Source organism: Nocardia sp. PE-7 (assembly GCF_030486425.1).
In the GTDB taxonomy this organism is placed as follows: domain Bacteria; phylum Actinomycetota; class Actinomycetes; order Mycobacteriales; family Mycobacteriaceae; genus Nocardia; species Nocardia salmonicida_A.
Map to the genome: position 1 here is coordinate 2,913,440 of NZ_CP129614.1, position 24,348 is coordinate 2,937,787.

At 65.8% G+C, this 24,348-nt stretch carries 21 protein-coding genes; 17 read left to right on the forward strand and 4 right to left on the reverse strand.

The window, feature by feature from the left end; all coding sequences use genetic code 11:
• Positions 1-64: 64 nt before the first annotated feature.
• From QX204_RS13645 to QX204_RS13660, 4 genes are all read left to right on the forward strand, one after another.
• Positions 65-871 (forward strand): LppX_LprAFG lipoprotein, encoded by an 807-nt coding sequence (locus QX204_RS13645; protein WP_301907134.1) that lies wholly within the window; start codon positions 65-67, stop codon positions 869-871.
• 252 nt (positions 872-1,123) lie between these two features.
• Positions 1,124-2,590, forward strand: a complete 1,467-nt coding sequence (locus tag QX204_RS13650) for a fatty acid desaturase (RefSeq protein WP_301907135.1) — start codon at positions 1,124-1,126, stop codon at positions 2,588-2,590.
• Between the two features lie 45 nt (positions 2,591-2,635).
• Positions 2,636-3,805: a type III polyketide synthase gene (locus QX204_RS13655; RefSeq protein ID WP_301907136.1), complete on the forward strand. Its 1,170-nt coding sequence runs from the start codon at positions 2,636-2,638 to the stop codon at positions 3,803-3,805.
• Between the two features lie 15 nt (positions 3,806-3,820).
• Positions 3,821-5,656 carry an ATP-binding cassette domain-containing protein gene (locus QX204_RS13660; protein ID WP_301907137.1) on the forward strand — a complete coding sequence of 612 codons (1,836 nt, stop codon included), beginning with the start codon at positions 3,821-3,823 and terminating at the stop codon, positions 5,654-5,656.
• A 40-nt stretch (positions 5,657-5,696) separates the two neighbouring features.
• Here QX204_RS13660 and QX204_RS13665 read toward each other — a convergent pair whose 3' ends face one another.
• Positions 5,697-6,566 (reverse strand): glucosyl-3-phosphoglycerate synthase, encoded by an 870-nt coding sequence (locus tag QX204_RS13665; protein WP_301907138.1) that lies wholly within the window; start codon positions 6,564-6,566, stop codon positions 5,697-5,699.
• A 184-nt stretch (positions 6,567-6,750) separates the two neighbouring features.
• On the opposite strand from QX204_RS13665, the gene QX204_RS13670 reads away from it, so the two are divergent.
• Positions 6,751-8,070 (forward strand): TerD family protein, encoded by a 1,320-nt coding sequence (locus QX204_RS13670; protein ID WP_301907139.1) that lies wholly within the window; start codon positions 6,751-6,753, stop codon positions 8,068-8,070.
• 36 nt (positions 8,071-8,106) lie between these two features.
• Here QX204_RS13670 and QX204_RS13675 read toward each other — a convergent pair whose 3' ends face one another.
• Together QX204_RS13675 and QX204_RS13680 are read right to left on the reverse strand one after the other, a co-directional pair.
• Positions 8,107-8,817, reverse strand: a complete 711-nt coding sequence (locus tag QX204_RS13675) for a hypothetical protein (protein ID WP_301907141.1) — start codon at positions 8,815-8,817, stop codon at positions 8,107-8,109.
• 301 nt (positions 8,818-9,118) lie between these two features.
• On the reverse strand, positions 9,119-9,460 hold the full coding sequence (locus tag QX204_RS13680) for an antibiotic biosynthesis monooxygenase family protein (RefSeq protein WP_301907142.1): 342 nt from the start codon (positions 9,458-9,460) through the stop codon (positions 9,119-9,121).
• 251 nt (positions 9,461-9,711) lie between these two features.
• Between QX204_RS13680 and QX204_RS13685 the strand changes: the two genes are divergently transcribed.
• The 3 genes from QX204_RS13685 (at position 9,712) to QX204_RS13695 (ending at position 12,812) form a co-directional block, all read left to right on the forward strand.
• Positions 9,712-10,872 (forward strand): MerR family transcriptional regulator, encoded by a 1,161-nt coding sequence (locus QX204_RS13685; RefSeq protein WP_301907144.1) that lies wholly within the window; start codon positions 9,712-9,714, stop codon positions 10,870-10,872.
• 247 nt (positions 10,873-11,119) lie between these two features.
• Positions 11,120-11,947: a CPBP family intramembrane glutamic endopeptidase gene (locus tag QX204_RS13690; protein ID WP_301907145.1), complete on the forward strand. Its 828-nt coding sequence runs from the start codon at positions 11,120-11,122 to the stop codon at positions 11,945-11,947.
• 28 nt (positions 11,948-11,975) lie between these two features.
• Entirely contained in the window at positions 11,976-12,812 is an 837-nt protein-coding gene (locus QX204_RS13695) for a hypothetical protein (RefSeq protein WP_301907146.1), read from the forward strand.
• A gap of 158 nt (positions 12,813-12,970) precedes the next feature.
• Here QX204_RS13695 and QX204_RS13700 read toward each other — a convergent pair whose 3' ends face one another.
• Positions 12,971-13,540: a GNAT family N-acetyltransferase gene (locus QX204_RS13700; protein WP_301907147.1), complete on the reverse strand. Its 570-nt coding sequence runs from the start codon at positions 13,538-13,540 to the stop codon at positions 12,971-12,973.
• Between the two features lie 278 nt (positions 13,541-13,818).
• Here QX204_RS13700 and QX204_RS13705 point away from each other — a divergent pair, with 278 nt between their 5' ends.
• From QX204_RS13705 to QX204_RS13745, 9 genes are all read left to right on the forward strand, one after another.
• Complete coding sequence (locus QX204_RS13705; RefSeq protein ID WP_301907148.1) at positions 13,819-14,691, forward strand: hypothetical protein; 873 nt, start codon at positions 13,819-13,821, stop codon at positions 14,689-14,691.
• Between the two features lie 32 nt (positions 14,692-14,723).
• Positions 14,724-14,969 (forward strand): hypothetical protein, encoded by a 246-nt coding sequence (locus QX204_RS13710; RefSeq protein ID WP_301907149.1) that lies wholly within the window; start codon positions 14,724-14,726, stop codon positions 14,967-14,969.
• Between the two features lie 351 nt (positions 14,970-15,320).
• On the forward strand, positions 15,321-16,916 hold the full coding sequence (locus tag QX204_RS13715) for an ABC transporter substrate-binding protein (protein ID WP_301907150.1): 1,596 nt from the start codon (positions 15,321-15,323) through the stop codon (positions 16,914-16,916).
• 8 nt (positions 16,917-16,924) lie between these two features.
• Complete coding sequence (locus QX204_RS13720) at positions 16,925-17,863, forward strand: ABC transporter permease (protein WP_301907151.1); 939 nt, start codon at positions 16,925-16,927, stop codon at positions 17,861-17,863.
• Positions 17,863-18,768 (forward strand): ABC transporter permease, encoded by a 906-nt coding sequence (locus QX204_RS13725; RefSeq protein WP_301907152.1) that lies wholly within the window; start codon positions 17,863-17,865, stop codon positions 18,766-18,768. Before QX204_RS13720 ends, QX204_RS13725 begins: the two co-directional genes overlap by 1 nt.
• Positions 18,755-20,425: a dipeptide ABC transporter ATP-binding protein gene (locus QX204_RS13730; RefSeq protein ID WP_301907153.1), complete on the forward strand. Its 1,671-nt coding sequence runs from the start codon at positions 18,755-18,757 to the stop codon at positions 20,423-20,425. Before QX204_RS13725 ends, QX204_RS13730 begins: the two co-directional genes overlap by 14 nt.
• A 19-nt stretch (positions 20,426-20,444) precedes the next feature.
• Positions 20,445-21,893, forward strand: coding sequence for an NtaA/DmoA family FMN-dependent monooxygenase (locus QX204_RS13735; RefSeq protein WP_301907154.1), 1,449 nt, complete (start codon positions 20,445-20,447; stop codon positions 21,891-21,893).
• Positions 21,894-21,911: 18 nt separating this feature from the next.
• Positions 21,912-23,285: an NtaA/DmoA family FMN-dependent monooxygenase gene (locus QX204_RS13740; protein ID WP_301907155.1), complete on the forward strand. Its 1,374-nt coding sequence runs from the start codon at positions 21,912-21,914 to the stop codon at positions 23,283-23,285.
• Positions 23,285-24,298 carry an aldo/keto reductase gene (locus tag QX204_RS13745; RefSeq protein ID WP_301907156.1) on the forward strand — a complete coding sequence of 338 codons (1,014 nt, stop codon included), beginning with the start codon at positions 23,285-23,287 and terminating at the stop codon, positions 24,296-24,298. The genes QX204_RS13740 and QX204_RS13745 overlap by 1 nt, the downstream gene beginning before the upstream one ends.
• Positions 24,299-24,348: the final 50 nt, after the last annotated feature.

A 24,348-nucleotide genomic window follows, 5' to 3' on the forward strand; every position in this document is an offset into this window, starting at 1 on the left:
TGAAGGTCTTCGGCTGCCCTGTACCCGATATACCACCATCTCCAGGGGATGAAACTTGATCGACATGGCACCGAACCCCACCTCGCGTCGGCGCTTCGCGCGACGTTCCGGCATCACTTCGGTCGTCGCGGCGGCGGCGGTCTGCGCGGCCCTCGTATCCGGCTGCACGAAAGACGATTCGGCCACCACGGCGGGTCCGGCGCCCACCGGCCAGTTGCCCGACGGCGCGCAGATCGTGAAGGAGTCGGCGAAGACCACGCAGACCCTGCACAACGTGCACCTGAAGATCAACGTCAAGAACCTGCCCGACCTGCCGGTGGAAACCGTGTCCGCCGACGTCACCAACGAGACCCAGGGCTCGGGCGCCGCGATGGGCGAGGCGAAGGTCAAGCTCACCCCCGAAGCCTCCTTCTCCGAGGCGAAATTCCTTGTGGTGGACAAGGTCCTCTACACCCAGACCGGTGGCCGCTACGTGCCCGCGGGTCCGGCCGAGAAGGTCTACGATCCGGGCGTCATCCTGGACAAGGACAAGGGCATCGCGAATGTGATCGCCAATATCCAGAACGCGAAGACCGAGGGCCGTGAGGTGATCGACGGCATCAACACCGTCAAGGTGTCCGGCACCATCGACGCCGCGGTGATCGATCCGATCGTGCCGCGTATCGGGCAGAACGCGGGCACCATGCCGATCACCGTGTGGATCCAGGACACCGCCCCGCCGGCCTCCGATTCCACCAAGCCCTCGGATGCGGCGTCCACCGGAGACGGCCCCAATCTTGTTCGCGCCGTAGTGAAGAAGGACCAGGGCGAGGTCACCGTCGGCCTGTCGAACTGGGCCAAGCCGGTCAACATCATCAAGCCCGCCGGCTGATAGTCGCCGGTAATACCGGATCAACCCACACCGGTCCGGGGTCAGCGGAACCTGGCACGCAGTGCCCTCCGCAGCCCCGGGCCGGTGTGTCGTCTGGGTGTCGCCAGCGGTAAACGAATCACGAACGCACGAGTGCGCATCCAATAAGAGAATGTTCAGCGAGATGCAAGGCGCCACAAGGACTATACGTGTCGGGACGCTGGTCGGCAGGCAACACGCATCGGACGCCGATCGGACACGGAGGAAGAACTAATGACGATCGATGATCGACCTGATGAAGCCGAGCGCGAGCTCCCGCCACCGCCGGGCCCGGGGGGTCGTCCTCCCGTCAACAACGTATGGGTTTATAACGGAAGAGCCTACGACCTGAGCGACTGGATCTCCAAGCATCCAGGTGGTGAATTCTTCATCGGTCGCACGAAAAATCGCGATATCACCTCGATCATCGGTTCCTACCACCGTGATCCGGAAAAAATCGCGCGGATGATCGAGCGTTACAGTCTCGGTCGCGATGCCACGCCCGAGGACATCCATCCCAAGAACAACGCCCCCGACTTCCTGTTCAAGGACGGCTTCAACAGCTGGGACGACACCCCGAAGTACAAGTTCGACAACAAGTCCGATCTGCTGCACCAGGTGAAGGCCCGGCTCAAGGAGCCCGAGCTGGCCGCGCGGCTGAAGCGGATGGACCGCGCGTTCGACATCGTCGTCGGCGTGCTGATCTTCGCCTACATCGCCGTGCAGGCGCTGCGTCTCTACGACACGAGCTGGATGCCGTTGCCCGCCTTCGTGATCGCGATGGTGCTGCTGCGCAGCTCGCTGGCGGGCTTCGGCCACTACGCGATCCACCGCGCGCAGAAGGGGTTGAACAAGTACGCGGTCAACGCCTTCGACATGAACTATGTCGCACTGTCTTTCGTCACCGCCGACGGTCACGCGTTGCTGCACCACCCGCACACCCAGAGTGAAGTCGACATCAAGAAGAACGTCTTCACGATGATGATGCAGATTCCGCGCCTGTACCGGGTGCCGGTGCACACCGTGCACAAGTTCGGACATCTGTTGACGGGCATGATCATTCGGCTCCTCGATGTCTGCCGGCTCACCCGCAAAGTGGGCATCAAGGACATGTACGGCAGCTGGCGCGGCGCGTTGCCACACTTCATCGGCTCGTTCGGGATGCGGTTCCTGCTGGTGGCCGAGTTCGTGGCTTTCGCCTTCGCGGGCGACCTGCTCGCCTGGGGCCTGCAATTCGTGATCACGCTGTGGATCAGCACCTTCATGGTGGTGGCCAGCCACGACTTCGAGGTCCCGACCGAGGAACTGCACACCGAGACCGAGGACTGGGCGGTGAACCAGCTCGAGCAGGCCTACGACCTGACCGTGGTCGGCAACAAGTACGTCGATTGCTTCCTCTCGGCCGGGCTGAGCTCGCACCGGGCGCACCACGTACTTCCGTTCCAGCGCAGCGGGTTCGCCAATATCGCCTCGGAGAACGTGGTGCGGGAGGAAGCCGCGAAGTTCGGCGTGGAGTGGCTGCCCGCCAAGAGCTTCTTCGGAGATCGTTTCCCCAAGCTGTGCCGGACCTATCTGCTCGCGCCTTCTCGTGAGGCCGAGGAGAACCGGTGGGGTTTCGTGCGCGAACACTGCGCACCGTCAGCGCTGAAGACCTGCGTCACCTACACCGCGCAGGGCTTCTCCGGCATCGGAACCGTCTGACCCGGCCGTTGCCACCTCTGATCTGTCTCGAAAGGATAAGTGCCCGTGTCTGTTTCCTTTGACCTGCTCCGCACGCCCGACGTCGAGCGCGGGCACGACCTGCTACCACCCACGCCGCCGACGACCGTCGGCGTGATCGAAGCGGTCGCCACCGGTTCGCCCTCGCTGGTGGTCGATCAGTCCGTGAACGCGGGCCGGGTCGCCGAAATGTTCTCCGATCCCGCACAGCGCCAGCGCATTCCGCGGATCTACGCCAAGACCAGGATCGACACCCGCCACCTGGTGATCGACCCGCTCGATCCCGAGTTCCTCGAGTTCAGCCGCAAGCCCGGCACCATCCGGGAGCGGATGAACCTGTTCCTCGAGCACGCGGTGCCGCTGGCGGTCGACGTGGCACGGCGCGCGGTCGCCGGACTGGCGGACCCGGCCGCCGACATCGGCCAGCTGATCTTCGTGACCAGCACCGGCTTCATCGCCCCCGGCGTCGACGTCGCGGTGGTCAAGCAGCTGGGTCTGTCGCCGAAGGTCGGCCGGATGGTCATCAACTTCATGGGCTGCGCCGCGGCCATGAACGGCGTTCGCGCCGCCGTCGACTACGTCCGGGCCCATCCGGACAAGAAGGCGATGGTGCTGTGCATCGAATTGAGTTCGGTCAACGCCGTTTTCGACGACGACGTCAACGACGTGATCACCCACAGCCTGTTCGGTGACGGCTGCGGCGCGGTGGTGATCGGCGCCAACCAGGTGCACAAGCCACTCGCCCCCGGCAGCGTCGTGATCCGCGACAGCTTCACCCACCTGTTCGACGACGCCGAAGACGGCATCGTGCTCGGTGTGAAGGACGCGGGCATCACCTGCGAACTGGCGACCAGCCTGCCCGACTACATCTACCGCGGTGTCGACCCGGTGGTCTCGGAAGTGCTGGCGCGCAACGGACTCGGCAAGTCCGATATCGAGTTGTGGGCGATCCACCCCGGTGGTCCCCGCATCATCGAAGAGTCGGCGCGTTCGCTCGGCATCCCCGCCGAACTGGCGGCGCCGAGCTGGGAGGTGCTCGCCGAGCACGGCAACATGCTCAGTGTCTCGCTGATCTTCGTGTTGGAGCGGATGATCCGCGACGCGCAGACGGCGGCACCGATCTCGACCGGTGTGGCGTTCTCGTTCGCACCCGGTGTCACCCTCGAGGGCATCGTGTTCGATGTCATCCGCAGCTGAGAGCGCAAACAAGTCATGCATCTGCTCCGTTTTCTCGCCGCGCTGTCGCCGGCCAGGATCGCGGCCGTCGTCGCCGCGGGCCTGATCTGCGGCGTCGCCAACACCTACCTGGTCACGCTGATCAACGCGGTCGTCTCGCCGCGCCCGCAACCGGACAATCTGCTGCTCCGCTTCGGGGCAGCGGGTCTGGTGATCCTCGTCAGCGGTGTGCTGTCGCAGGTTCTGCTGATCCGGCTGTCCCAGGACGCGATCTACCGGCTGCGCAGTGATCTGAGCTCCGGCATCGTCTCCGCCCCACTGGAACACCTCGAACGGCTCGGCATGCATCGCCTGATGGCGACGCTCACCGAGGACGTGCGTTCGCTGTCGCAGGCCGTCACCGCCATCCCGTCGATCTGCGTGGATGTGGCCACGATCGTCGGCTGCTTCGTGTTCCTGGCGGTGGTGTCGGGACCGATCTTCGCGGTCACGGTGGGCGGCACATTGATCGGCATCGCGTGTGTGGAACTGGTCCTCAAGCGGGTTCGCGGTATCTACCGGGAAGCCCGTGAGAACGAGGACGCGCTGTTGCGGTCGTTCCAGGCCGTGACCCTCGGCATCAAGGAACTGAAGCTGCACCGCGGTCGGCGTCGTGACTTCATGGACCGGCACCTGCTCGGTTCGGCGGGCACATTGCGCGATCAGAACACCGACGCGGGCTCGAAGTTCTCCTACGCCCAAGGCTTCGGCCAGGCGTTGCAGTTGGGCACGATGGCGCTGATCCTGTTCGTCATCGCGGCCGCACTGGATCTGCCGCGCGAGACGATGGTCGGCTACGTGTTGGTCACCACGTTCCTGGCGATGCCGATGCAGAACTTCATGCACCGCATCCCCGACCTGCTGCGCGGTGATGTGGCGCTGGCCAAGATCCGGGCGATGAACCTGTCGATGACGACGCTGCACGACGAGGAGTCGCTGCCGTACTCGGAGCGTCCAGCGGCAGGGGAGGCCAAGCTCGAACTGACCAACGTCAGCTACATCTATCGTTCGGAGGCGCCCTCGCAGGTGCCACCGCCGCCGGGATCACACGGGCCGGGCGGGCATCCGCCGCGTCCGGGGATGCCGCCGCGCGAGGGCAACGGTAGGCCGCCGCATCCGCATCCCGCTCATCCCGGTGCGCATCCGGGTGTGGCGCAGGTGGATGTCAACGGCAAGAACTGGGTCGACCACGGAGGCACCGATGTGCGTCCGCTGGCTCCGCCGCCCGGACTCGACGAGTCCGACGACGCCGGTTTCCGGCTCGGTCCGATCGACCTGGTTTTCGAACCGGGCCAGATCACGTTCATCGTCGGTGGCAACGGCAGCGGCAAGTCGACGCTGGCCAAGCTGATCACCGGTCTGTATGTGCCACGCTCGGGGTCGTTGTCGCTCAACGGGGAGAGGATCGACCACGACAACATCGAGTGGTACCGGCAGAATTCATCGGCGGTGTTCACCGATTTCCATCTGTTCGAGGACTACCTGGGTTTCGACCGCCCGGGAATCGACGCCGATGTCCAGCGTTATCTCGACGAGTTGCAGATCGCGCACAAGGTGACCGTGCAGGATGGGCGGCTGTCGACGGTGGATCTGTCCCAGGGGCAGCGCAAGCGCCTGGCCCTGCTCACCGCCCTGCTCGAAGACCGCCAGATCTATGTCTTCGACGAATGGGCCGCTGATCAGGAGCCACGCTTCCGTGACGTGTTCTATCACGAGATCCTCACCGATCTGAAGCGGCGCGGAAAGACCGTCATCGTGATCACCCACGACGACCGGTACTTCGATTGCGCCGATCAATTGGTGAAACTCGACTTCGGTCTCGTCGCCGTATAGAGCGTGAACGCCGGTCCTGCGGGGCCGGCGTTCACGCGTGTCAGGCGATGTCGCGGTACTCGGCGATGCGGCGTGACATCGGTGGCCGGTCGGCGAGGCTCACCTCGGACGGTGTTCGTCGCCAGCCGGTTTCCTCGGGCAGGAATTGGACCAGGCCGATGCCGGAGTCGCGGATGCCGAGTCGGTCGAGCAGTGTCGCCACGACCTGTCGGCTCATCACCGCGAGTTCGTGCGTGGGGCGATTGCGGTGCACGCGGATTCCCAGGTCGACCTGGGCGATGGCCGACAGGCCGCGGCGCTGCCAACAATCGAGCAGCATCCCGATCTCCGCGCCGTACCCGCTGGCGATGGAGATCTGACTGAGAAACGCACGGGTAGCGGCACATTCGGCGCCGAGGGGCTGAATGATCTCGGCCAGTGCGGGTGCGAGCGCGGTGAGCAGCGGGCGCGCCACCAACTGGGTGACCCGGCCGCCGCCATCGGCGTCATCTGTCATGGGCCTGCGATAGAAACCCTTGACCAGGGTGATGTGCGGGTCGGTGAGCAACGGTGCGAGCAGCGTGGGCACGAACATCGGATCGGGTTCGATGAGATCCGCGTCCAGAAACACGATCAGGTCCCCGGTACACACCGCCATCGACCGCCATAGCACCTCACCTTTGCCCGGCCGTACCGCCACGCCGGGCAATGCCTGCTCGCGCGTGTAGACCTCGGCGCCGGCCGCGCGCGCCCGCGCGATGGTGCGATCAGCGGACCCGGCATCGAGCACGATCAACTCGTCGACCAGCCCACCGAGCAGCGGCTGCACCGAAGCGACCACCCCGGCGACGGTGTCCTCGTCATCCAGCGCGGGCACCACCACCGAGACCCGACGACCGGACTTGCGGTCGTTCAGTTCACGGATGTCCATCCGGCCAGTGAACGACACACTCGTCCCCGTCGCCACCGGTGCGCGCCGATCCTGTGACCGACTCCAACGGTTTTCCGGCCGGGGTTGGTCATACCCACAGGTCCGGGCCGATTACCGAGTGCGGGACCGCAGGCCGTCCCGGCGGGTACCGTGGTGCTCAGTCGACTGGCGGAGGGGCAGAATCATGAGTGGGAGTGCGGCAACGATGGTCGAGGTTTCCAAAGGGTCCAAGACCGATCTCGTCGACGGGCAGTACACGGTGCGCCTGGATCTCGACAGCCCGGCCGGCGCCGTCGACATCGCCGCGGTGTTGCTGACCGCCGAGGGCAAGGTGCGCTCCGATGCCGACTTCGTGTTCTTCAACAATCCAGCGGCGTCGGGTGTCCGGTTGGAGTCCGATGCTGTTGTCGCGGTCGATCTTTCGGCACTGCCCGCCGAGATCCATCGAGTGGTGATCACCGGAAGCACCGAAGCGCAGGGGATTCGGTTCGGTGCGGTGACCGGTCTGCGGGTCTCGGCTGTCGGGGCGAGTCAATCGGTGAGTTTCGTGCCGCCGGGTCTGGACTCGGAGACGGTGCTGCAAGCTGTCGCGCTGTATCGCCGGGGGAGCGGGTGGCGGCTCGACGCGATCGGCCAGGGCTACAGCGCCGGGCTGGCGGCGTTCGCGACCGATCACGGCATCGTCGTCGATGCCGAGGAGGAACCGACCGATGCGCCTGCGAACGTGACCGAAGTGGCCGCGCCCCAGCCTCCCACTGCGTCGGTCGATCTGCGCAAAGTCGATGTCGTGCTGACCAAGGATTCGCCGGATCGCCGCGCCACCATCGACCTGCGCAAGGGCGATCCCGGCTATGTCCTGACCGTCGGCCTCGAATGGGACGGGCGCGGCGCGAAATACGACGCGAACGGTCGCGTCACCGAGTTCGGCACGGGCGATCTGGACGTGTACTTCTTCTGTCGCAACGAGATCACCGGCGACTACGTGGTCCTCAGCGGCGAGAAGGGTCATCAGGGTGACATCACGCAGTGGCCGTTCATCCACCACCAGGGCGACAGCCGCGGTCCCGGCGCGAACAACCTCCCCGCGACCGAACAGGTCACCGTCCGCCCCACCGAGAACGGCGACCTGCTCCTCAACGTGTACCAATCCGTGGACAACGGTGCCGGCGCCATCGACAAGTTCGGCAATCCCCGAGTCCGCGTCCGCTACGGCCGCCCCGGTCCCGACGGTCTGCCCGACAAGGACGCCGACCAGATCACCGTCATCATCGGCAACGGGAAGAGCTCGTTCTGGGCCACCGTCGCCCACATCGACGTCCGCGACGGCATCCTCACCGTCGACGGCACCATCTACTACAGCCGAGCCTTCAGCGAACGCATGCCCGTTCTCGACACCGATGGCACCTGGGTCCGCTCCGCCAAGAACGGCCCCGTGGGCCGGAGTAAGAAGGCCAACGGTCTGGGCTTGAGTCGCTACGAAGGTCAGTGCCCCACCCCTCGCTGATCTGAAACCGGGCCCGAAACCTGTCGGGCTACATCCCTAGCTCGAGCCGGTCGAGTCGTCCTTCGCGCAGCCCTCGCAGAGCAATCGCTTCACTTCGACGGCCGTGAGCTGGTCCGGGGGAAAGAGTTCGGCGCAGTTCGCGCAACGCTTCCTGCGGGTCGACGGCGGCAACGGAGGACCGTATCGGGACAGAGCGGAAAAATCGAACGTCCACTCCTTCTCGGAGCGGACCCGCCATTGCTCGAACTGCTGCTCGAGATACAGATCGGTTTGCGTCGGGGTCCAACCATTCACCTCGGCCAGGTGACTACGGGCTTGTTCTGCCTGTTCACCGGCATACTCCCGGCCTAGGTGCTTGACGGCGTAGCAGGCCGCGCACAGCGCCTCGAGCCGGACCAAACGCTGGATCTGCTGCTGGTCATCGTATTCCCAGACCTCGTTGCAATCCGGTGCCCGCCGACCGACACCATCGCAGATCTCGCATCGGTTGCCTGCCGCCTCGCACACGATTCCCCGAAGCCGCTTCCACTCCCTCGCGGGCAACTCCGACCGCAAGTCGGCGCCCCACCTCGTCTTCGGAACCAGTTCGACGGCGAGCCGTGGGGGAGACAAGCGAGCCGTCGGCGCAGTCACCGGGAGTGCCCGCGAACTCGTCGTAGTGCCGACGAATCTACGGCGCCTGGTGCTAACCAGGGCCACCAACATGATCAGCACGGCGGATAAGACGACGCCGACGATTCGAATCATGCGACTGATCGTGTCACTCAATCCTCATGTTGACGAGGCAATCACAAGGATGTCGGTTCGCAAATCCGGGAAGCTCCTGGACTTTCGATCCGGCGGCCAGACAACACCACCGGCCCCGCCTTCAGGGCTGGGGCTTCGGCAAAGGCTGCCACCCGACGGGGCTGGCCATGAGCTGGATCCGGCCGGCTAGCAGCGAGCAGCCGACCGGGCTGTGGTGTCGACGAAAGGCCTGCCCCCAGCTTGGTTGCGCAGGTCAACAGACGCGCGTTCGTGTCGTTGAGGTTTACATCAGTTCAGTTGGTCATCGACCGGGCGTGGAATCAGAGTCTCTTGCGGACTGCGAACCGGGCTCTAGCGGGCGAGACCATTCGTACTCGCGTTCGACATGGCAAATCCGCGCCCGGTAGCCCAGATAGAACCGTTCACGACCCTGGCGTTGGACTGCGACATGTTCGATATTGTCGCGCCAGCTCCGTAGAGCATCCAAGTCACGCCAATACGACACGGTGATGCCGCAGCCTGCGTCTCGCGCGAACTCCATGCCCAGATAACCATCGATCTGCGCAGCAAGATCGGCCATTTCCGCTGCTGCCTCAAAGTATCCAGCCAACTCCGCGGCATCGCTCGACAAGGCCGTGGTCAAGATCGCTGCGTAGTACGGCGGAGCAGTTCCGCGGACGAAGGGTAAGTCGTTACTCCAAGACGGCACGTTGCACTCATCTCTTCTTCAGAAGCCTACGAACTCGTCAGACGCCAGCTCATCGTCTGCCGATCTAATAGTTACGACCAAACAAGCCCAGGGTGCCTGATGCGTCGTGGACACCCATGTGCGGAGTTTCGGCTGCCGCTGCGGCACTTGACCCTCACGTGGCGTCAGGCTGCATAGTCGGTGCCGTGGAGGAGCACCTGACCGTGGGACGCGTGGCCGAGTTGGCGGGCGTGAGCGTTCGCACCTTGCATCACTACGACGAGATCGGGCTCGTACAGCCATCGACGCGAACTGCAGCCGGCTACCGGGCCTACTCGGCAGATGACGTGGAGCGGCTACGCGAGGTACTGGCTTACCGACGCTTGGGTTTCGGGCTACGGGAGATCGCGGACCTGGTCGATGATCCGTCCACCGACGCGCTTTCTCACCTGCACCGCCTACGTGGCCTGCTACTGGAACAGCGCGATCGAACCGACGCCATGGTCGCTGCCATCGATAGGGAACTCGAGGCACGGGCGAAGGGAGTCACTGTGAGTCCTCAGGAGCAACTGGCAATGTTCGGTGCGCGGCTATACGACGCGATCGGCAGCGCCTACACAACCACGCGGCGTACTGATCCCCGGATCGCCGCGCAGATCTGGGACCGTCTCGGGAACGCGCGAACGGTGCTCAACGTCGGGGCGGGAACCGGATCCTACGAGCCCTACGATCGGGATGTAACCGCGGTAGAACCGTCGGCGGTCATGCGCGCGCAGCGCCCCGCGGGCTCGGCGCCCTGCGTGGCTGCCGCCGCCGAGAGTCTGCCGTTCGCCGACCAGTCCTTCGACGCGGCGATGGCCGTGTCCACCGTCCATCATTGGCGCGACCCCATCGGCGGTCTGCGCGAGATGCGTCGCGTGGCTCGGCGCGTAGTGGTGCTCACTTTCGACGCCTGCGAGCCAGGTTGGCAGGACCGGTTCTGGCTGACTCGTGACTATCTGCCCGAGTTCGGGGACCTTCTCGCAGACTTTCCCTCACTTGCGGCAATGGCCGAGCCGATCGGGGCTGTCACGGAGCCGGTGCCCATTCCATGGGATTGCACAGACGGTCTATTCGAGGTGTACTGGCGCCGACCGGGCGCGTATCTGGAAGAACATGTGCGCCGGGCGGTATCGACTTGGACCAGGGTCGGACAGGAGGCCGAGCGCCGGGCGGTATCGACTTGGACCAGGGTCGGACAGGAGGCCGAGCGCCGGGCGGTGCGAAGCCTCAGCGAGGACCTCGCTTCAGGCAGGTGGGCCGAGCGCAATGCTGATCTCGCCGAACTCGAGGCTGCAGATCTCGGGCTTCGCCTACTAATAGCCTGAACCCTCGGCTCAGCGGGGTGTCGGGATGACCAGGTTCGGGCTCGCCGGTGAATTGCCGCTCGCGGCGTACCCGGCCTGGCGATCGGGACTCGACGGACTCGATGGGAGGGAGTCTGCGCGCCGGGAGACGCCGTCGCGACGGGGCCTCCGATGTCGATGTCAGGGTCGAGATCCGGGTTTACCTGGATGCCCAACCGGGGTGGACACGCGAAACTGCTCGCGATGCATTCAGGAGGGAGAGAGTTCGATGACGGATGGACTGTCCGACGGTCGCCTCGCCGCGATCTTCATAGCAGCGGTCTTGGGAATCTCCCTCGCTACCGCGAATGTCGCCGACGGTCTCGTCTTGGCGCTGTCTCCGCTGCTGGTAACCCTGGCGATGATGCTCCTCGTCACTCGTGAGGGATGGCGCAGGAGCGGATGGGAACGGCTGGGAATCCTGCGTGCGGGAAAGCCTTGGTGGCCGGTTGCAGTGGGATCGAGCATGCTCGTTTCCGTCACGGCCACCGTCGCCGTGGTCGTGCTCGGGTATGCGAGCTTCACCGAACCCGATTCCGAATTCGTCTCTGCCGCTGTCGTGATGGCGATCACGGGTCCGATTCTCGCGTTCACCGAGGAGATCGGATGGCGCGGCTACCTGCAGCCACGCGTGCAGCGATGGGGTGTCACCGCGTCGATGCTGGTCGTCGGTGTCGTGTGGGCCGCCTGGCATTTGCCCTACATCCTGCTCACACCGTATTACCACTCCGAGGGCAACCGCGTAGTGACGCTGCTGCTGTTCACGGCCAGTGCGGTGGCGTTCTCGTTCCTGTTCGGGTATCTGCGGATCGCGTCGGCGAGTATGTGGCCCGCGGTGTTGGCGCACTGGGCGCACAACTGGACCTTCGCTCTGCTGACGGGCTACCTCGTGCAGACCCAACATCCTGTCGTGGTGACCGAGTATCTATCGGGCGACACCGGACTGTTCGTGCTGATCGGAACTATCATCGCTGCCCTGATAGTTCGCCGAAACTACCGCGCCGCAATCGAGCCGGTACCGCACGCCGAGGCATCCGTGCCTCCCGCGCCACACTGATCGTTCTCCGGCCGAGGAGAATTCACCGATGAAGATCTTGTCCGCACCCACGCGGTCGAGTATCGCGTTGCTGACGATCAGTGGTGCGGGCCTCGTCGCAGCATTCGTTCTCGGCCCGGCCGCCTTGCTGCGTGAGAGGTACCCACGGTTCGACAACGAATCAGCGTTGAGCGCCGCTCTGGGCGAGAGCTTGACCGTGTTCTGGCAGAACGGGAGTCGGTCGCTCCCGTCGGAGTTGGCAGAGTTGAGTGACTACTGGTTTCGATGGCACGCGATCAAGATCGTGATCTCGGCGCTGCTCATCGTGGTCCTCGGCCTGCTTGCCGCCTCGTTGTGGAATCTGTTCCTGGGCACAGAGATCAGGAAGCGGTGGGTGTCGATCGGGTGCGCGGTGGCCGCGATGAGCGCGACGGTGCTCGCGCTGTTCTCGGTGGTCCTGCTCGTTCTCAACATTCAAGCGACCGTCGTGCCCTTGGTGGCGTTGCTTCCGCTGCTGCCCGAGGAACAGGCCGACGGAGCACTCGCGCAGACCCTGCTCCAGATCAGCCGCGCAGTCGACGAACCAGGAAACCCACAGGCCGACTCTCCTGCTGTACTTACCCTGCTCGAGCAGATCAGTCGTTACCACTGGACGATGATCATCGAGGCAACGGCACTGAGTGCGGCAGTCGGCACAGCGAGCGTTATCGGCTACCGACGCTATGTCGCCGCGCGAGACGCCGACCGTCCACGTCGCAGGTTCATGTACGCGTTTCTCGGCGCAGCCGCGCTGGCAACGACGTTCGTCATGGTGCTGCTGGTGGGTGCAGCGGTCGGAGGAGTCGCAGATCCGACCGCCGCTCTACGAAACAGCCTCGGAATCTGATCGGCCTGGCATCGCGCGTGTTCGCTCGGCGCCCCGTCCACGCAACATCGCCTCCTGGCGGTTTACCGTCGTATCTGTGCTCCGTCAGCATTGTCGAACAGACCGACAGAGGACAAGACTGCCGCGCTCCAGCGGCACGATGCTCGCTGGGTCCGGCTTCAGTCGGTGCGGAGCCGGGCGTGGAGGTGCATATCGTGACGGCCGTCGCTATGGCGACCGGCTCCGCGCAGCGTGCCCTCGAAGGCGAATCCGCATTTCGCTGCCACCCGGCACGATGACGGATTCTGGACCGAGTGGGTGAGCTCGATTCGGTCGAACCCGATGTCGTCGAAAGCCCAGCGGGTCAATGTGTTTGCGGCGCGGGGCGCGATCGAGTGCCCGCGCCAGGCGGGCAGGGTCCAGTAGGCGAGCTCGGTGACACCCTCGGAAAGGTCCGATTGGCGCAGTCCGATACGTCCGGCGACTTCGCCGTCGCTGGTGACGGCCCATTGGCCGTTGCCGGTGGACCAGGCCGCGGCCCATCCGAGAATCCATCGGCTGACCTGTTCGATGGACTCGGCGGTCCGAACATGCCAATGGCGGATCGCGGGGTCTTGGAATGCTTCGTACACGGTGCGCGCATCGGCGGCGGTCCAGGGGCGCAATTCGAGGCCGTCGGCGCCGGTGAGGGTGGGCTGGGCGGTGGTGAACGTGCTGGGATCGACCACGGCCGACATCAACTCGGGCATGTCTGCATTGTCCGCTCGTGGAGGCCGCGGTGTGGGGCTGTTGGGACCGGTCAGCCGATCTGCGTCGCAGCCATTGCGTACTGGTTGCCCGCGGCGAGGACTGGTCGACCTACGGCTACGGGTTCACACAGATGACATCCTGCGCGTGCCGAGAGTCGTTGCGTCTCAGTGGTTTCCTGTTGGTTGGTGGCCTTTCCGGACATGGCCTAGAGTCACTTTTGCCAGGAAGTGTCGAAAGTGAGCCGCCAGCAGCGGTGTGTTTTCCGAGGAGTCGCGACATGGAACTCCGCTACGGCATCAACCCGCAGCAGCGAATCGCCGAGTCCGCACCGGTGGTTCCGGACCGTTGGCCCGTGCGATTGGTGAACGGTGAACCTTCTTTCATCAATCTGCTCGATGCGCTGAATTCCTGGCAGCTCGTCCGTGAGGCCGCGCTGGCTCTCGACACGCCTGCGGCCGCGTCGTTCAAACACGTCTCGCCCGCCGGTGCGGCCGTGGCCGGGCGGCTCGACGAGGTCATCACCGGGCTCTATGGGGTCGGCGAGACGGTCGGCGACCTCACCAGTGCCTATGTGCGTGCCCGTGACGGCGATCCGAAGTCGTCATACGGGGATTTCGCCGCCGTCTCGCACCCGGTCGACGAGGAACTCGCCGACCTGTTGTCCCGCGTCATCTGCGACGGGATCATCGCACCCGGCTTCGAACCGGGCACCGTCGAGAAACTGAGCAGGAAGAAGAACGGTCGCTTCGTGGTGATCGAAGCCGATGACGCCGTGGCACTTCCGGATCGGGAAGCCCGCGAGGTGTTCGGGGTACGGCTGACCCAGGAGCGCGACGCGGTGCCGATCTCGCGTGAGCTGCTCGCATCGGCCGAGACCCAGCTGCCGGAGGGCGCGGTGCGCGACCTGCTGCTCGGCCTGGTGGTGCTGCGCTACACCCAGTCCAATTCCGTGGCCTACCTGCACGACGGTATGGCTCTCGGCATCGGCGCGGGCCAGCAGTCGCGGGTCGACTGCACCCGGCTGGCCGGCGCGAAGGCCGATACCTGGTGGTTGCGACGGCATCCGGTGGTTCGTGGGCTCGAGTTCGCTGCGGGAACCACGCGCCAGGACCGCATCAACTGCAGGTCCGCTTCATCGAAGGCGACCTGACTCCGGACGAGACCGAACGCCTCGCCGCCGCGTTGACCGCGCCCGCAGGCGATTTCGCCCCCGACCAGCGTTCCGAGTGGCTGCGTGGACGCACCGGCATCTCGTTCGTCTCCGACGGAGCGCTGCCCTTCCGCGACAATGTCGACCACGCTGCCCGCCACGGCGTGTCCTATATCGCCGAACCCGGTGGGTCCATTCGTTCCGCCGATGTCGAGGACGCCTGCCGCGAACACGGCATCACTCTTGTGCACACCGGGCTGCGGCTGTTCCATCACTGAGCGGCGCCGAGTTCATCGGTTCCGAGAGCCGTCCCCTCCGGCGGATATCGAATGCCCGGTGATAGCCGACGGCATTAGAACACCTCTGAGGCAAACCATTTCGCCCGCTGACCGGTGCGTCTACGTTCTGAGAGCGATCGCTTTCGGGTGGCTCGCGCACAGGATCACCTGATTGCGCCGAGCCGCCGGAGGTGGATCCAGTCGACCCGGTTTCTCTCCGGACTGTTGCGTGCTTCGCCTCTGGCCTGAACGTACGGCCGAGTGCGGCACCGAGTCGATGTGGCGCCAGTGCGCCACTTTCACCTGTCGAGGAGGTCACTCGTCAGGTTCTGCGTGCGGAAGGAGTCGGAGTTGTCTGTCGGTTGGAAGAGGGGAGGATGGCGGGTAGCCGTCGCGGTGACCCTCGTGTCACTGGTGGCGACCGCGTGCGGCGGGGGATCGTCGGGCGGGGACGGATCGGGTGAGCCACAGTCGGGCGGCACCCTCAATATCGGGTTGTCCAGTGACAACAACGGTGTCGACGCGGCGGTGGTCAATCAGACCTGGCGCACGGTGGCGCGCGCTCTGTCGGACTCGCTGGTGTTCTACAACCCCGACACCAAGGAACTCGAGCCGTGGCTGGCCACCAAGTGGGAGGTCACCGACGCTCGGATCTACCGGTTCCAGCTGCGTCAGGACGTGACATTCCACGACGGCACCAAGCTGACCGGTGAGGTGGTGAAACAGAACTTCGAGAGCCTGAACCGTCCCGGCATCCACTCGAGTGCCAAGACCATCGTCGAGGGCATCCGCACGATCACGATCCCCTCCGAATACGAGGTGGTAGTCGAGTTCGAGAAGCCCAACGCGGCGTTCCTGACCAGCCTTTCACGGGCACACGCGGGCATCGTCTCGGCCAAGACCGCCGCGCTGCCGGTGGCCGACCGACAGAAGTCGGTCGACGGTTCCGGACCGTTCTATCTCGACAAGTTCGTGCCCAACCAGCAGATCGTGCTGAAGAAGCGTCCCGAATACAACTGGGCACCCGCCTATTTCAAGCGGACCGGGCCCGCGCATGTGGACGAGGTGGTCTACAAGGTCATCCCCGAGGACTCGGTGCGCAACGGCGCGGTCATCGGCGGCGACGAGCTGCAGTTCATCTACTGGGTCAACGGCAAGTACGTCGACCAGTTGAAGGCGGCCGGCCTGACCATCTCCAAGACGCTGAATCCCGCCACGGGCACCGAACTGCCGGTGAACACCTCCTCGAAGTTCCTCAAGGACGTGCGGGTGCGTCAGGCGCTGCAGGTGGGCCTCAACCGCGACGAGTTCGTCAAGATCGTGTCCAACGGCTACGACCAGGTGGCCAAAGGTCCACTGAGTGAAGCCAATCCCTACTTCACCGATGTCAGCCGCTTCCTGAAATACGACCAGGCCAAGGCGATCGGGCTGCTCGAGGAAGCGGGCTGGAAGACAGTCGGCGCCGACGGCATCCGCGTCAACGCCGCGGGTGAACGGCTGTCGCTGCGTGCGCCGCAGGACACCGCGGCTTGGCAGGTGCTGCAGAGCCAGTGGCGCAAGATCGGCGTCGATCTGGTGCTCGATCCGCCGCTGGCCGCCGAGGCGAACAAGAAGCTGCTCTCCGGTGAGTACGACATCGCCTACTGGTACCACTCGACGCCGGACCCGGATGTCCTGCGCGCGAACTACGGCAAGATCACCGGATCGAACCGGTCCTTCCTGCCCGACGGTACCGAGGTCGACAAGCTGCTGCAGGAACAGAACACCGTGCTGGACAAAGACGCTCGGCAGAAGATCGTCGATCGCGCCGCCGAGCTGCTGGTCTCCGAGGCGTATGTGATCCCGGTGGTCAACGACGTGGATGTGTGGGCCTACCAGCCCAACGTGCACGGTCTGCAGGCCGTCGGCCTGGATCAGTACCTGTACAACACCTGGCTCGAGCGGTAGGGACTGCGATGACCCTGGTGAGGTACGCCCTGCGGCGGCTGCTCTACGCCGTCGTCGTGGTCTGGGGCGCGTTCACAGGAGCGTTCTTCCTGTTGTACATCGTGCCGGGCGACGCCGCGGGCGGCCTCACCATGGGCGCCAGCGGCGGCGACATCGAGAAGATGCTCGCCGAACAACGCGAACTGCTCGGGCTGAACCGGCCGCTGTATGTGCAGTACGTCGACGCGCTCACCAGCGCGCTGCGCGGCGACTTCGGCGAGAGCATCTACCAGCGCCGCCCGGCCACCGAGGTCTTCTTCGAATCCTTCGGCAAGACACTGGAACTGGCGCTGCTGGGGCTGGTGCTCGCGGTGCTCCTCGGTGTCACGTTCTCGGTGGTGATCGAGCTGATCGATTGGAAGTGGGCGCGCGAGCTGCTGATCTCGCTGCCGCCGGTAGCGGTGTCGCTGCCCCCGTTCATCGTGGCCTTGGTCGCGGTGCAGATCTTCGCCTTCCAGCTGCACTGGATCAAGGCGTTCGGCGACAAGACGACCCTGGGACTGGTGGTGGCGGCGCTGTCGATCGCCATCGCCGGCGGCGGGCAGATCTCGCAGCTGCTCACCGTCAATCTGCGTGCCGCGCTGACTTCGCCGTATATCGAGACCGCCCGCAACTGGGGCCTGAGCCGTTTCGATCTGGTCGTGCGGCACGCGCTGCGTGCCTCGGCGCTGCCGGTGGTGACCGCGCTGGGCACCACTGTCGGCGTGATGGTCGGCGGCACGGTGCTCACCGAGACGGTGTTCTCCCGGCTCGGTGTCGGCCGGCTCATCGTGGACGCGGTGGACGGCCGGGACATGCCGATCGTGCTGATCGCGGTCACCGCGAGCGCGCTGATCTTCGTCACGGTCAATCTCGTCGTCGACCTGATCTATCCGGTCATCGACAAGCGAATCCGATTGGACGCCTGATGAGTGTTGTCGAAGCCCTGCCCGATCTCGTCGCCGAACCCGCCGACGGCACCGCCGCGCGTGGTCGGTCCGCCGCGGCCGGGCGCTGGGTGCGCCATATCGCGGGATCGCCGAGCCTGCTGCTGGCCTACGTGTGGGTCGTGCTGATGCTCGTCGCGGCGGTCGCGCCCCGGGTGTTCACCTCTCGCGATCCGCTGGCGCAGGACGCGGACGCCCTGCTGCTGGCACCGAGCCCGGACCACCTGTTCGGCACCGACGATCTCGGCCGTGACCAGTTCACCCGGCTGATCCACGGCACCTCACTGTCGGTGCAGGCCGCGGTCGTCGCCGTGCTCATCGGCCTGGTCAGCGGTGCGCTGATCGGGCTGGTCTCCGGATCGGTGGGCGGCTGGGTCGACAGCGTGCTCATGCGCGTCATGGACATCATGTTGGCGGTACCGAGCCTGATCGTGTCGCTGGCCATCATCTCCGCGCTCGGCCACGGCGTGGTCAACATCGCGGTGGCGATCGGCATCAACAGCACGGCCGGGTTCGCCCGGCTCATGCGCTCGGAGGTGCTGAAGGTCTCGGGATCGAAATACGTCGAGGCCTCGGTGTTCGCCGGGCACGGCTACGCCTATCGGCTGTTCCGCCACGTCGTGCCGAATTCCTCGCGCTCGGTCCTGGCCGCCGCGACCATGGAGATCGGCTCGGCGATCCTCACCGTCGCCGCGCTGAGCTTCCTCGGACTCGGCGCACCGCCGCCCACCCCCGAATGGGGGCTGCTGGTCGCGGAGGGGCGCACCTTCATCGCCACCCAGTGGTGGCTGAGTCTGCTGCCCGGACTCGTCATCACCATCTCGGTCGTCGCCGTCTACCGGATCGGCCGATCCTTGAACCGAGGGAGAACCAGTGTCGTCGCCTGAGCCGTCCGTCACCGACACCGGTGCTCTGCTGAGCCTCGAGGACGTCGTCGTCGATTTCGACGTGCCGGGCAGGCCACCGGCCCGGGTGGTCGACGAGGTGAACCTGAGCCTGAGCGCGGGCCGGGTCCTGGCCCTGGTCGGCGAATCCGGTTCCGGCAAGTCCACTCTCGCGCGCACGGTGACCGGAACGCTGGCCGAGAACGGCCGGGTCGCGGGTGGGCGCGTGCTGTTCGGCGGCAGGCAACTCAACGGCCTGGCCGAGAAGCAGTATCGCGCCATCCGTGGTCGCGAGATCGGCTACATCCCGCAGGACGCGCTGCTCGGACTGAATCCGCTGCTGCCGGTGGGCGTGCAGGCCGGTGAACCGCTGCGCGCGCACAAGCTGGCGACCAAGGCCGAGCGGCGCGAACGGGTCCTCGATCTGTTCGCCAAGGTGGGACTTCGCAACCCGGACAAGGTCTTCCATTCCTACCCCCACGAGCTGTCCGGTGGCATGTGCCAGCGGGTGCTGATCGCCGCCGCCATGTCCACCGGCCCGGGTCTGCTCGTGGCCGACGAACCGACCACCGCGCTCGACGTGACCGTGCAGAAGCGGATCCTGGATCTGCTGAGCCAACTGGTCGCTGACGAGGGCCTGTCGATCCTGCTCATCACCCACGACCTGGGCGTCGCCGCCGAGCGGGCCGACGAGATCGCGGTGCTCGAGGACGGCCGTCTGGCGCGGTCGGGGCGGGCCGCGGAAGTGATCGCCGATCCCGGCGACGCGTACACGACCGCGCTGCTGCGGTCTTCGTCGCTGGGGTTCGACGGCGCCGCCGCGGCGTCGCGGCGCCAGGAACTACTCGGCACCACCACGAGCAAGGCGCCGATCGTGGTGCGGGCCGAGAATGTGCGCAAGACCTTTGTCGCACATCGAGGAAAGGAATCGGTGACCGCTGTCGCCGACGCCTCCTTCGAGGTCCGCCGCGGCACCACGCTCGGTGTCGTGGGTGAATCGGGTTCCGGCAAAACCACTCTGGTTCGGCTGCTGGCCGGACTCGCCGCTCCCGACTCCGGCACCATCGAGGTCGCGGGCGAGCCGGTTGTGCACCATCGGCGTGGGGCGGGGCAGGCCGAGCTCTACCGCAAGGTCCAGATGGTCTACCAGGATCCGTTCGCCTCGCTGAATCCGCGCGCCACCATCGGCGCCATCATCGAGGAACCGTTGCGCGGCCACAAGATCGGCGACCGGGACACGCGCCGCCGCCGAGTCGCCGAACTGCTCGACCGCACCGGCCTGCCGGCCGACGTCGCCGACCGCTACACCGCCGAACTGTCGGGCGGTCAACGTCAGCGAGTGGCCATCGCCCGGGCCCTGGCACCGGACCCGGAACTGGTGATCCTCGACGAGCCGGTCTCCGCGCTCGACGTCACCGTCCAGCGCCAGATCCTGGACCTGTTGGTCGAGTTGCAACACGATCTCTCGCTCACCTACGTGTTCATCTCCCATGATCTCGGCGTGATCGCCGAGATGGCCGACGAGATCCTCGTCCTGCACCACGGCGACATCGTCGAGCGAGGCAGCGCGGTCGACATCATCACCGCTCCACGGACGGACTACGTCAAAGAACTGCTCGCCTCCATTCCCGGCACGAGCGCGGCGACCGTCTCCGTCTGATCCATCGAAAGGAAGTCCCGTGGGAACCCCCGCGAAACGTCAACTCCACCTGGGCTATATGTACTGGCTCAACGGCACCCACTGGGGTGGCTGGCGCCTGCCCGAGGCGCCCACCGCCAACGCTTTCGAGCTCGACTACGCCGCCAAGGCCGCCAAGATCGTCGAAGACGCCAAGTTCGACTTCTTCTTCCTCGGCGACACCCTGCCCGGCGATGTCTACCAGGAGCACTGGGGCACCACCCACAACGCGGGCAGGCTCGAACCCTTCACGCTCGCGTCACAATTGGCGCTGACCACCTCGAAGCTGGGTCTCGTCGTCACCGCGCACCCCACCTACTACGAGCCCTACATCCTGGCCCGGCTCACCGCCTCGTTGGATCACCTCAGCAAGGGCCGCCTGTCGTGGAACGTGGTGCTCGGCGCCTCGGATCTGGCGGCGCGCAACTTCAGCCTGCCCGACCTGGGCGGCGAGCGCCGCTACGCGCGCGCCGACGAGTTCATCCGGGTGATCCGGCAGCTGTGGGACAGCATCGAGGACGGCGCCTACCTGCAGGACAAGGGCACCGGGCACTACCTGGACCCGACCAAAGTGCACCGGCTCGAGCACAAGGGCGAGTTCTTCCAGGTCGCGGGCACGCTGCCGATGGCCAGGCCGCCGCAGGGCCAGATCCCGCTGCTGTACGCGGGCGCCTCGGAGCTGTCGCGTGAATTGACCGCGCGCCATTGCGAACTCAACTTCACCGGACCCGCGAGCATCGAGGACTCGATCGAGTTCAACACCGACATCCGCGCGCGGGCCCGCCGCATCCACGGCCACGACGTCCCGATCTTCTTCTTGCCCGGCATCTCTCCGGTCATCGGCGACACCCGCGCCGACGCGGTCGAGATCTTCGAACGCCTCAATGCCGGTCTGCCGCTGGACGAGGACCCCGTCGACGGCGACAAGGACGAGCAGTTCTGGACCAGCGAGGCGTGGACGGCCATCCAGCAGTCACGCTTTCCGCTCCCGCGCGGGGTGCGCAGCCTGCGCTCGCTGTCGGAGCGGGTCGGCGTCGACCTGCGTGCGGGCGGAATCGACGCCCTCGTCACCACCGAGACCGCCGCGCAGTTCAACGACTACGGCAGGAAATTGCTCGATGCCGTCGCCGCCCGTACCGACCGCACCGTCGAGAGAGGTGCGGTGCGCGCGGGCGATCTGCTGCGCAACGCCATCGGCGGCGGGTTCCCGCAGGTGATCGGCACCGCTCAGGATGTGGCCGACCGGCTCATCGAGTGGTTCGACCGGGGTGCGGCCGAGGGCTTCAACATCAACTCGCCCTACCTGTGGGACCAGCTCGAGCGGTTCACCGGCGAAGTGGTGCCGATCCTGCAGGACAAGGGCGTCTTCCGCACCGAGTACACCACCGACACCTTCCGCGGGCACTTCGGCCTGCCGGTGCCGCCCAATCAGTTCGCCAGCAATTCCTAGCTCCTCCGAGGATATTCGATGACCGACAGAAAACTCCGGCTCGGCCTCGCCGCCTACGGCACCGGCTGGGACGCCGACGCCTGGCGGCTGCCGCAGGCCACCAACTCCGGCCTGCATGACCCCAGCGTCATCGTGGACGTGGCCCGCGCGGCCGAACGCGGCAAGCTCGACTATGTCTTCGCGGGCTCCGCGCTGGGCAGCGAGCCCGACCACCTGCAGCGAATCTATCGCTGGGACAACTTCATCTATGCCGGTTACGCGGCCGCGGTGACCAAGAACCTCGGGTTCCTGGTGTCGGTGAACTCCTCGTTCGAGCACCCGTACGCCATCGCCCGCCAGCTCGCGACCCTGGACAACTTCGCCAAGGGCCGCACCGCGCTCAATGTCGTGTTCGGCATCGACCGCCAGGGCGATCCGGCGCTCAACTACGGCAAGAACGCCATCCCGGACGAACAGAGCAAATACACCCGCGCCCGCGAGTTCACCGAGGTGGTCAACCGGCTGCTCTACGAGAGCTGGGATCAGGACTTCCTGCTCGACGATCGCGAGAAGAACGTCCTGATCAAGCCGGACTCCTGGCACCGGATCGAGCACGCGGGCGAGCATTTCGAGGTCCGTGGGCCGCTGAACGTGCCGCCGCCGGTGCAGCGGCGCATCCCGAATGTGCACGTGGGCACCTCGGAGGAGTCGCTGCAATACGGCGCCGACTTCGCGCAAGTGCGCTTCTCGCCGTATCTCGGGATCGAGCGCGGCAAGGAGGAGTACCGCGCGCAGAAGGCCAGGGTCGAGGCCGCCGGACGCGACCCGGAGAAGTTCAAGATCATCCCGGGTGCGACGTTCTACCTGGCGGGCACCAAGCGGGAGGCGCAGTCGATCTACCGCCAGGTCAACAACTTCCAGATCACCGAGGAGATCCCCGAGCAGTTCTCGATCGCGCTGGGCATCGACCTGTCGCGGGTGCGCGACAGCGAGAAGGTGGCCGACGTGGTCGACCTGGATACGGTGTCGCCCAACGCCTTCGACGGATTTCTCGGCTCGCTGGGCCGGGAGAAGCGCCATATCCGTGGCCGCGACGATCGCGAGACGATCCGCCGTCTGCTCTCCTCGATCGGGGAGGACCTGACCTTGCGCGAGCTCTACCACTACGTGCAGCGCACTCGGCAGGCTGCCCAGCCCGCCCTCGTCGGTGACGCCACCACCATCGCCGACTGGGTGGAGGAGAACTTCGTGGAGCGAGTGCTCGACGGCGTGCAGTTCTTCCCGCCCTATCACCGCGGCCCGGCTGACCTGCTGGTCGACCTCGTGGTGCCGGAGTTGCAGCGGCGCGGTCTGTTCCGCACCGAGTACGAGGCCGACACCCTGCAGGGTCTGCTCGATACGGACAACGGCTGATGGCGTGGGGACCGGGAATCCCGACCGGCTACCGCCCGCTCGGGCGATCGGGACTGATCCTGTCGGAACTGGGCATCGGCGCGAGCACCTCCGGACGCTCCGGGATGCGCGCTGTCGACTTCGACCAGGTGCAGGCGATCGTGGACCGGGCGATCGATCTGGGCATCACCTACTTCGACCTGGCCGAGGGCTACGGTGACCGCACCGGCCTGAGTGAGGAACTGTTCGCCAAGGCATTGGGCAGCAGGCGCGAAAGTGTCATCATCGGAACGAAATTCGGCCGCTCGTTGCTGGCCGACCGTGGGCCGAGCTACGCGCTGACCGGTTCGCGCAAATACATCGTGGCCTCGGTGGAGGACTCGCTTCGGCGGCTGAACACCGACTACATCGACCTGTACCAGATCCATTTCCCCGACGCGCACACGCCGATCGAGGAGACCCTGGCGGCGTTGGACACCCTGGTCCGGTCGGGCAAGGTCCGCTATATCGGGGCGTCGAACTTCAAGGCGTGGCAGATCGCCGACGCCGAACACGTCGCCGCGCGCAACGGGTTCACCCGGTTCGTCTCCACCACCGACGAATACAACCTCACCTGGCGCAAGCCGGAAGAGGAATTGATTCCCGCCCTGCGGAACTACGGGCTCGGCTTCATCCCGTACTTCCCGCTGCAGAACGGTCTGCTCACCGGCAAGTATCGAGCAGGCGACGCGCCGGAGGGCGCGAAGATCACCAATCTCAAGCGCTACCTGCTGAAGACCGCCCCGTGGGACGCACTCGAACGCTTCGACGCGTTCGCCGCCGAACGCGGGGTGACGCCCTCGGCGCTGGCGCTGGGCTGGCTGCTGGCCCAGCCGACGGTGACCAGTGTCATCGCCGGGGTCACCGTGCCCGAACAACTCGACGAGAATCTCACCGCCACCCGCTGGGTTCCGAGCCCCGACGAGGAGAGGGAGCTTCGGGGCCTGTTCACCGGGGATCTCTCCGGTGGGCCCGGGGTGGTCGACAAGGGCTGACGATGGCAAGGGCCGGTTCGCGTGATTCGCGAACCGGCCCTTGTCGTTTC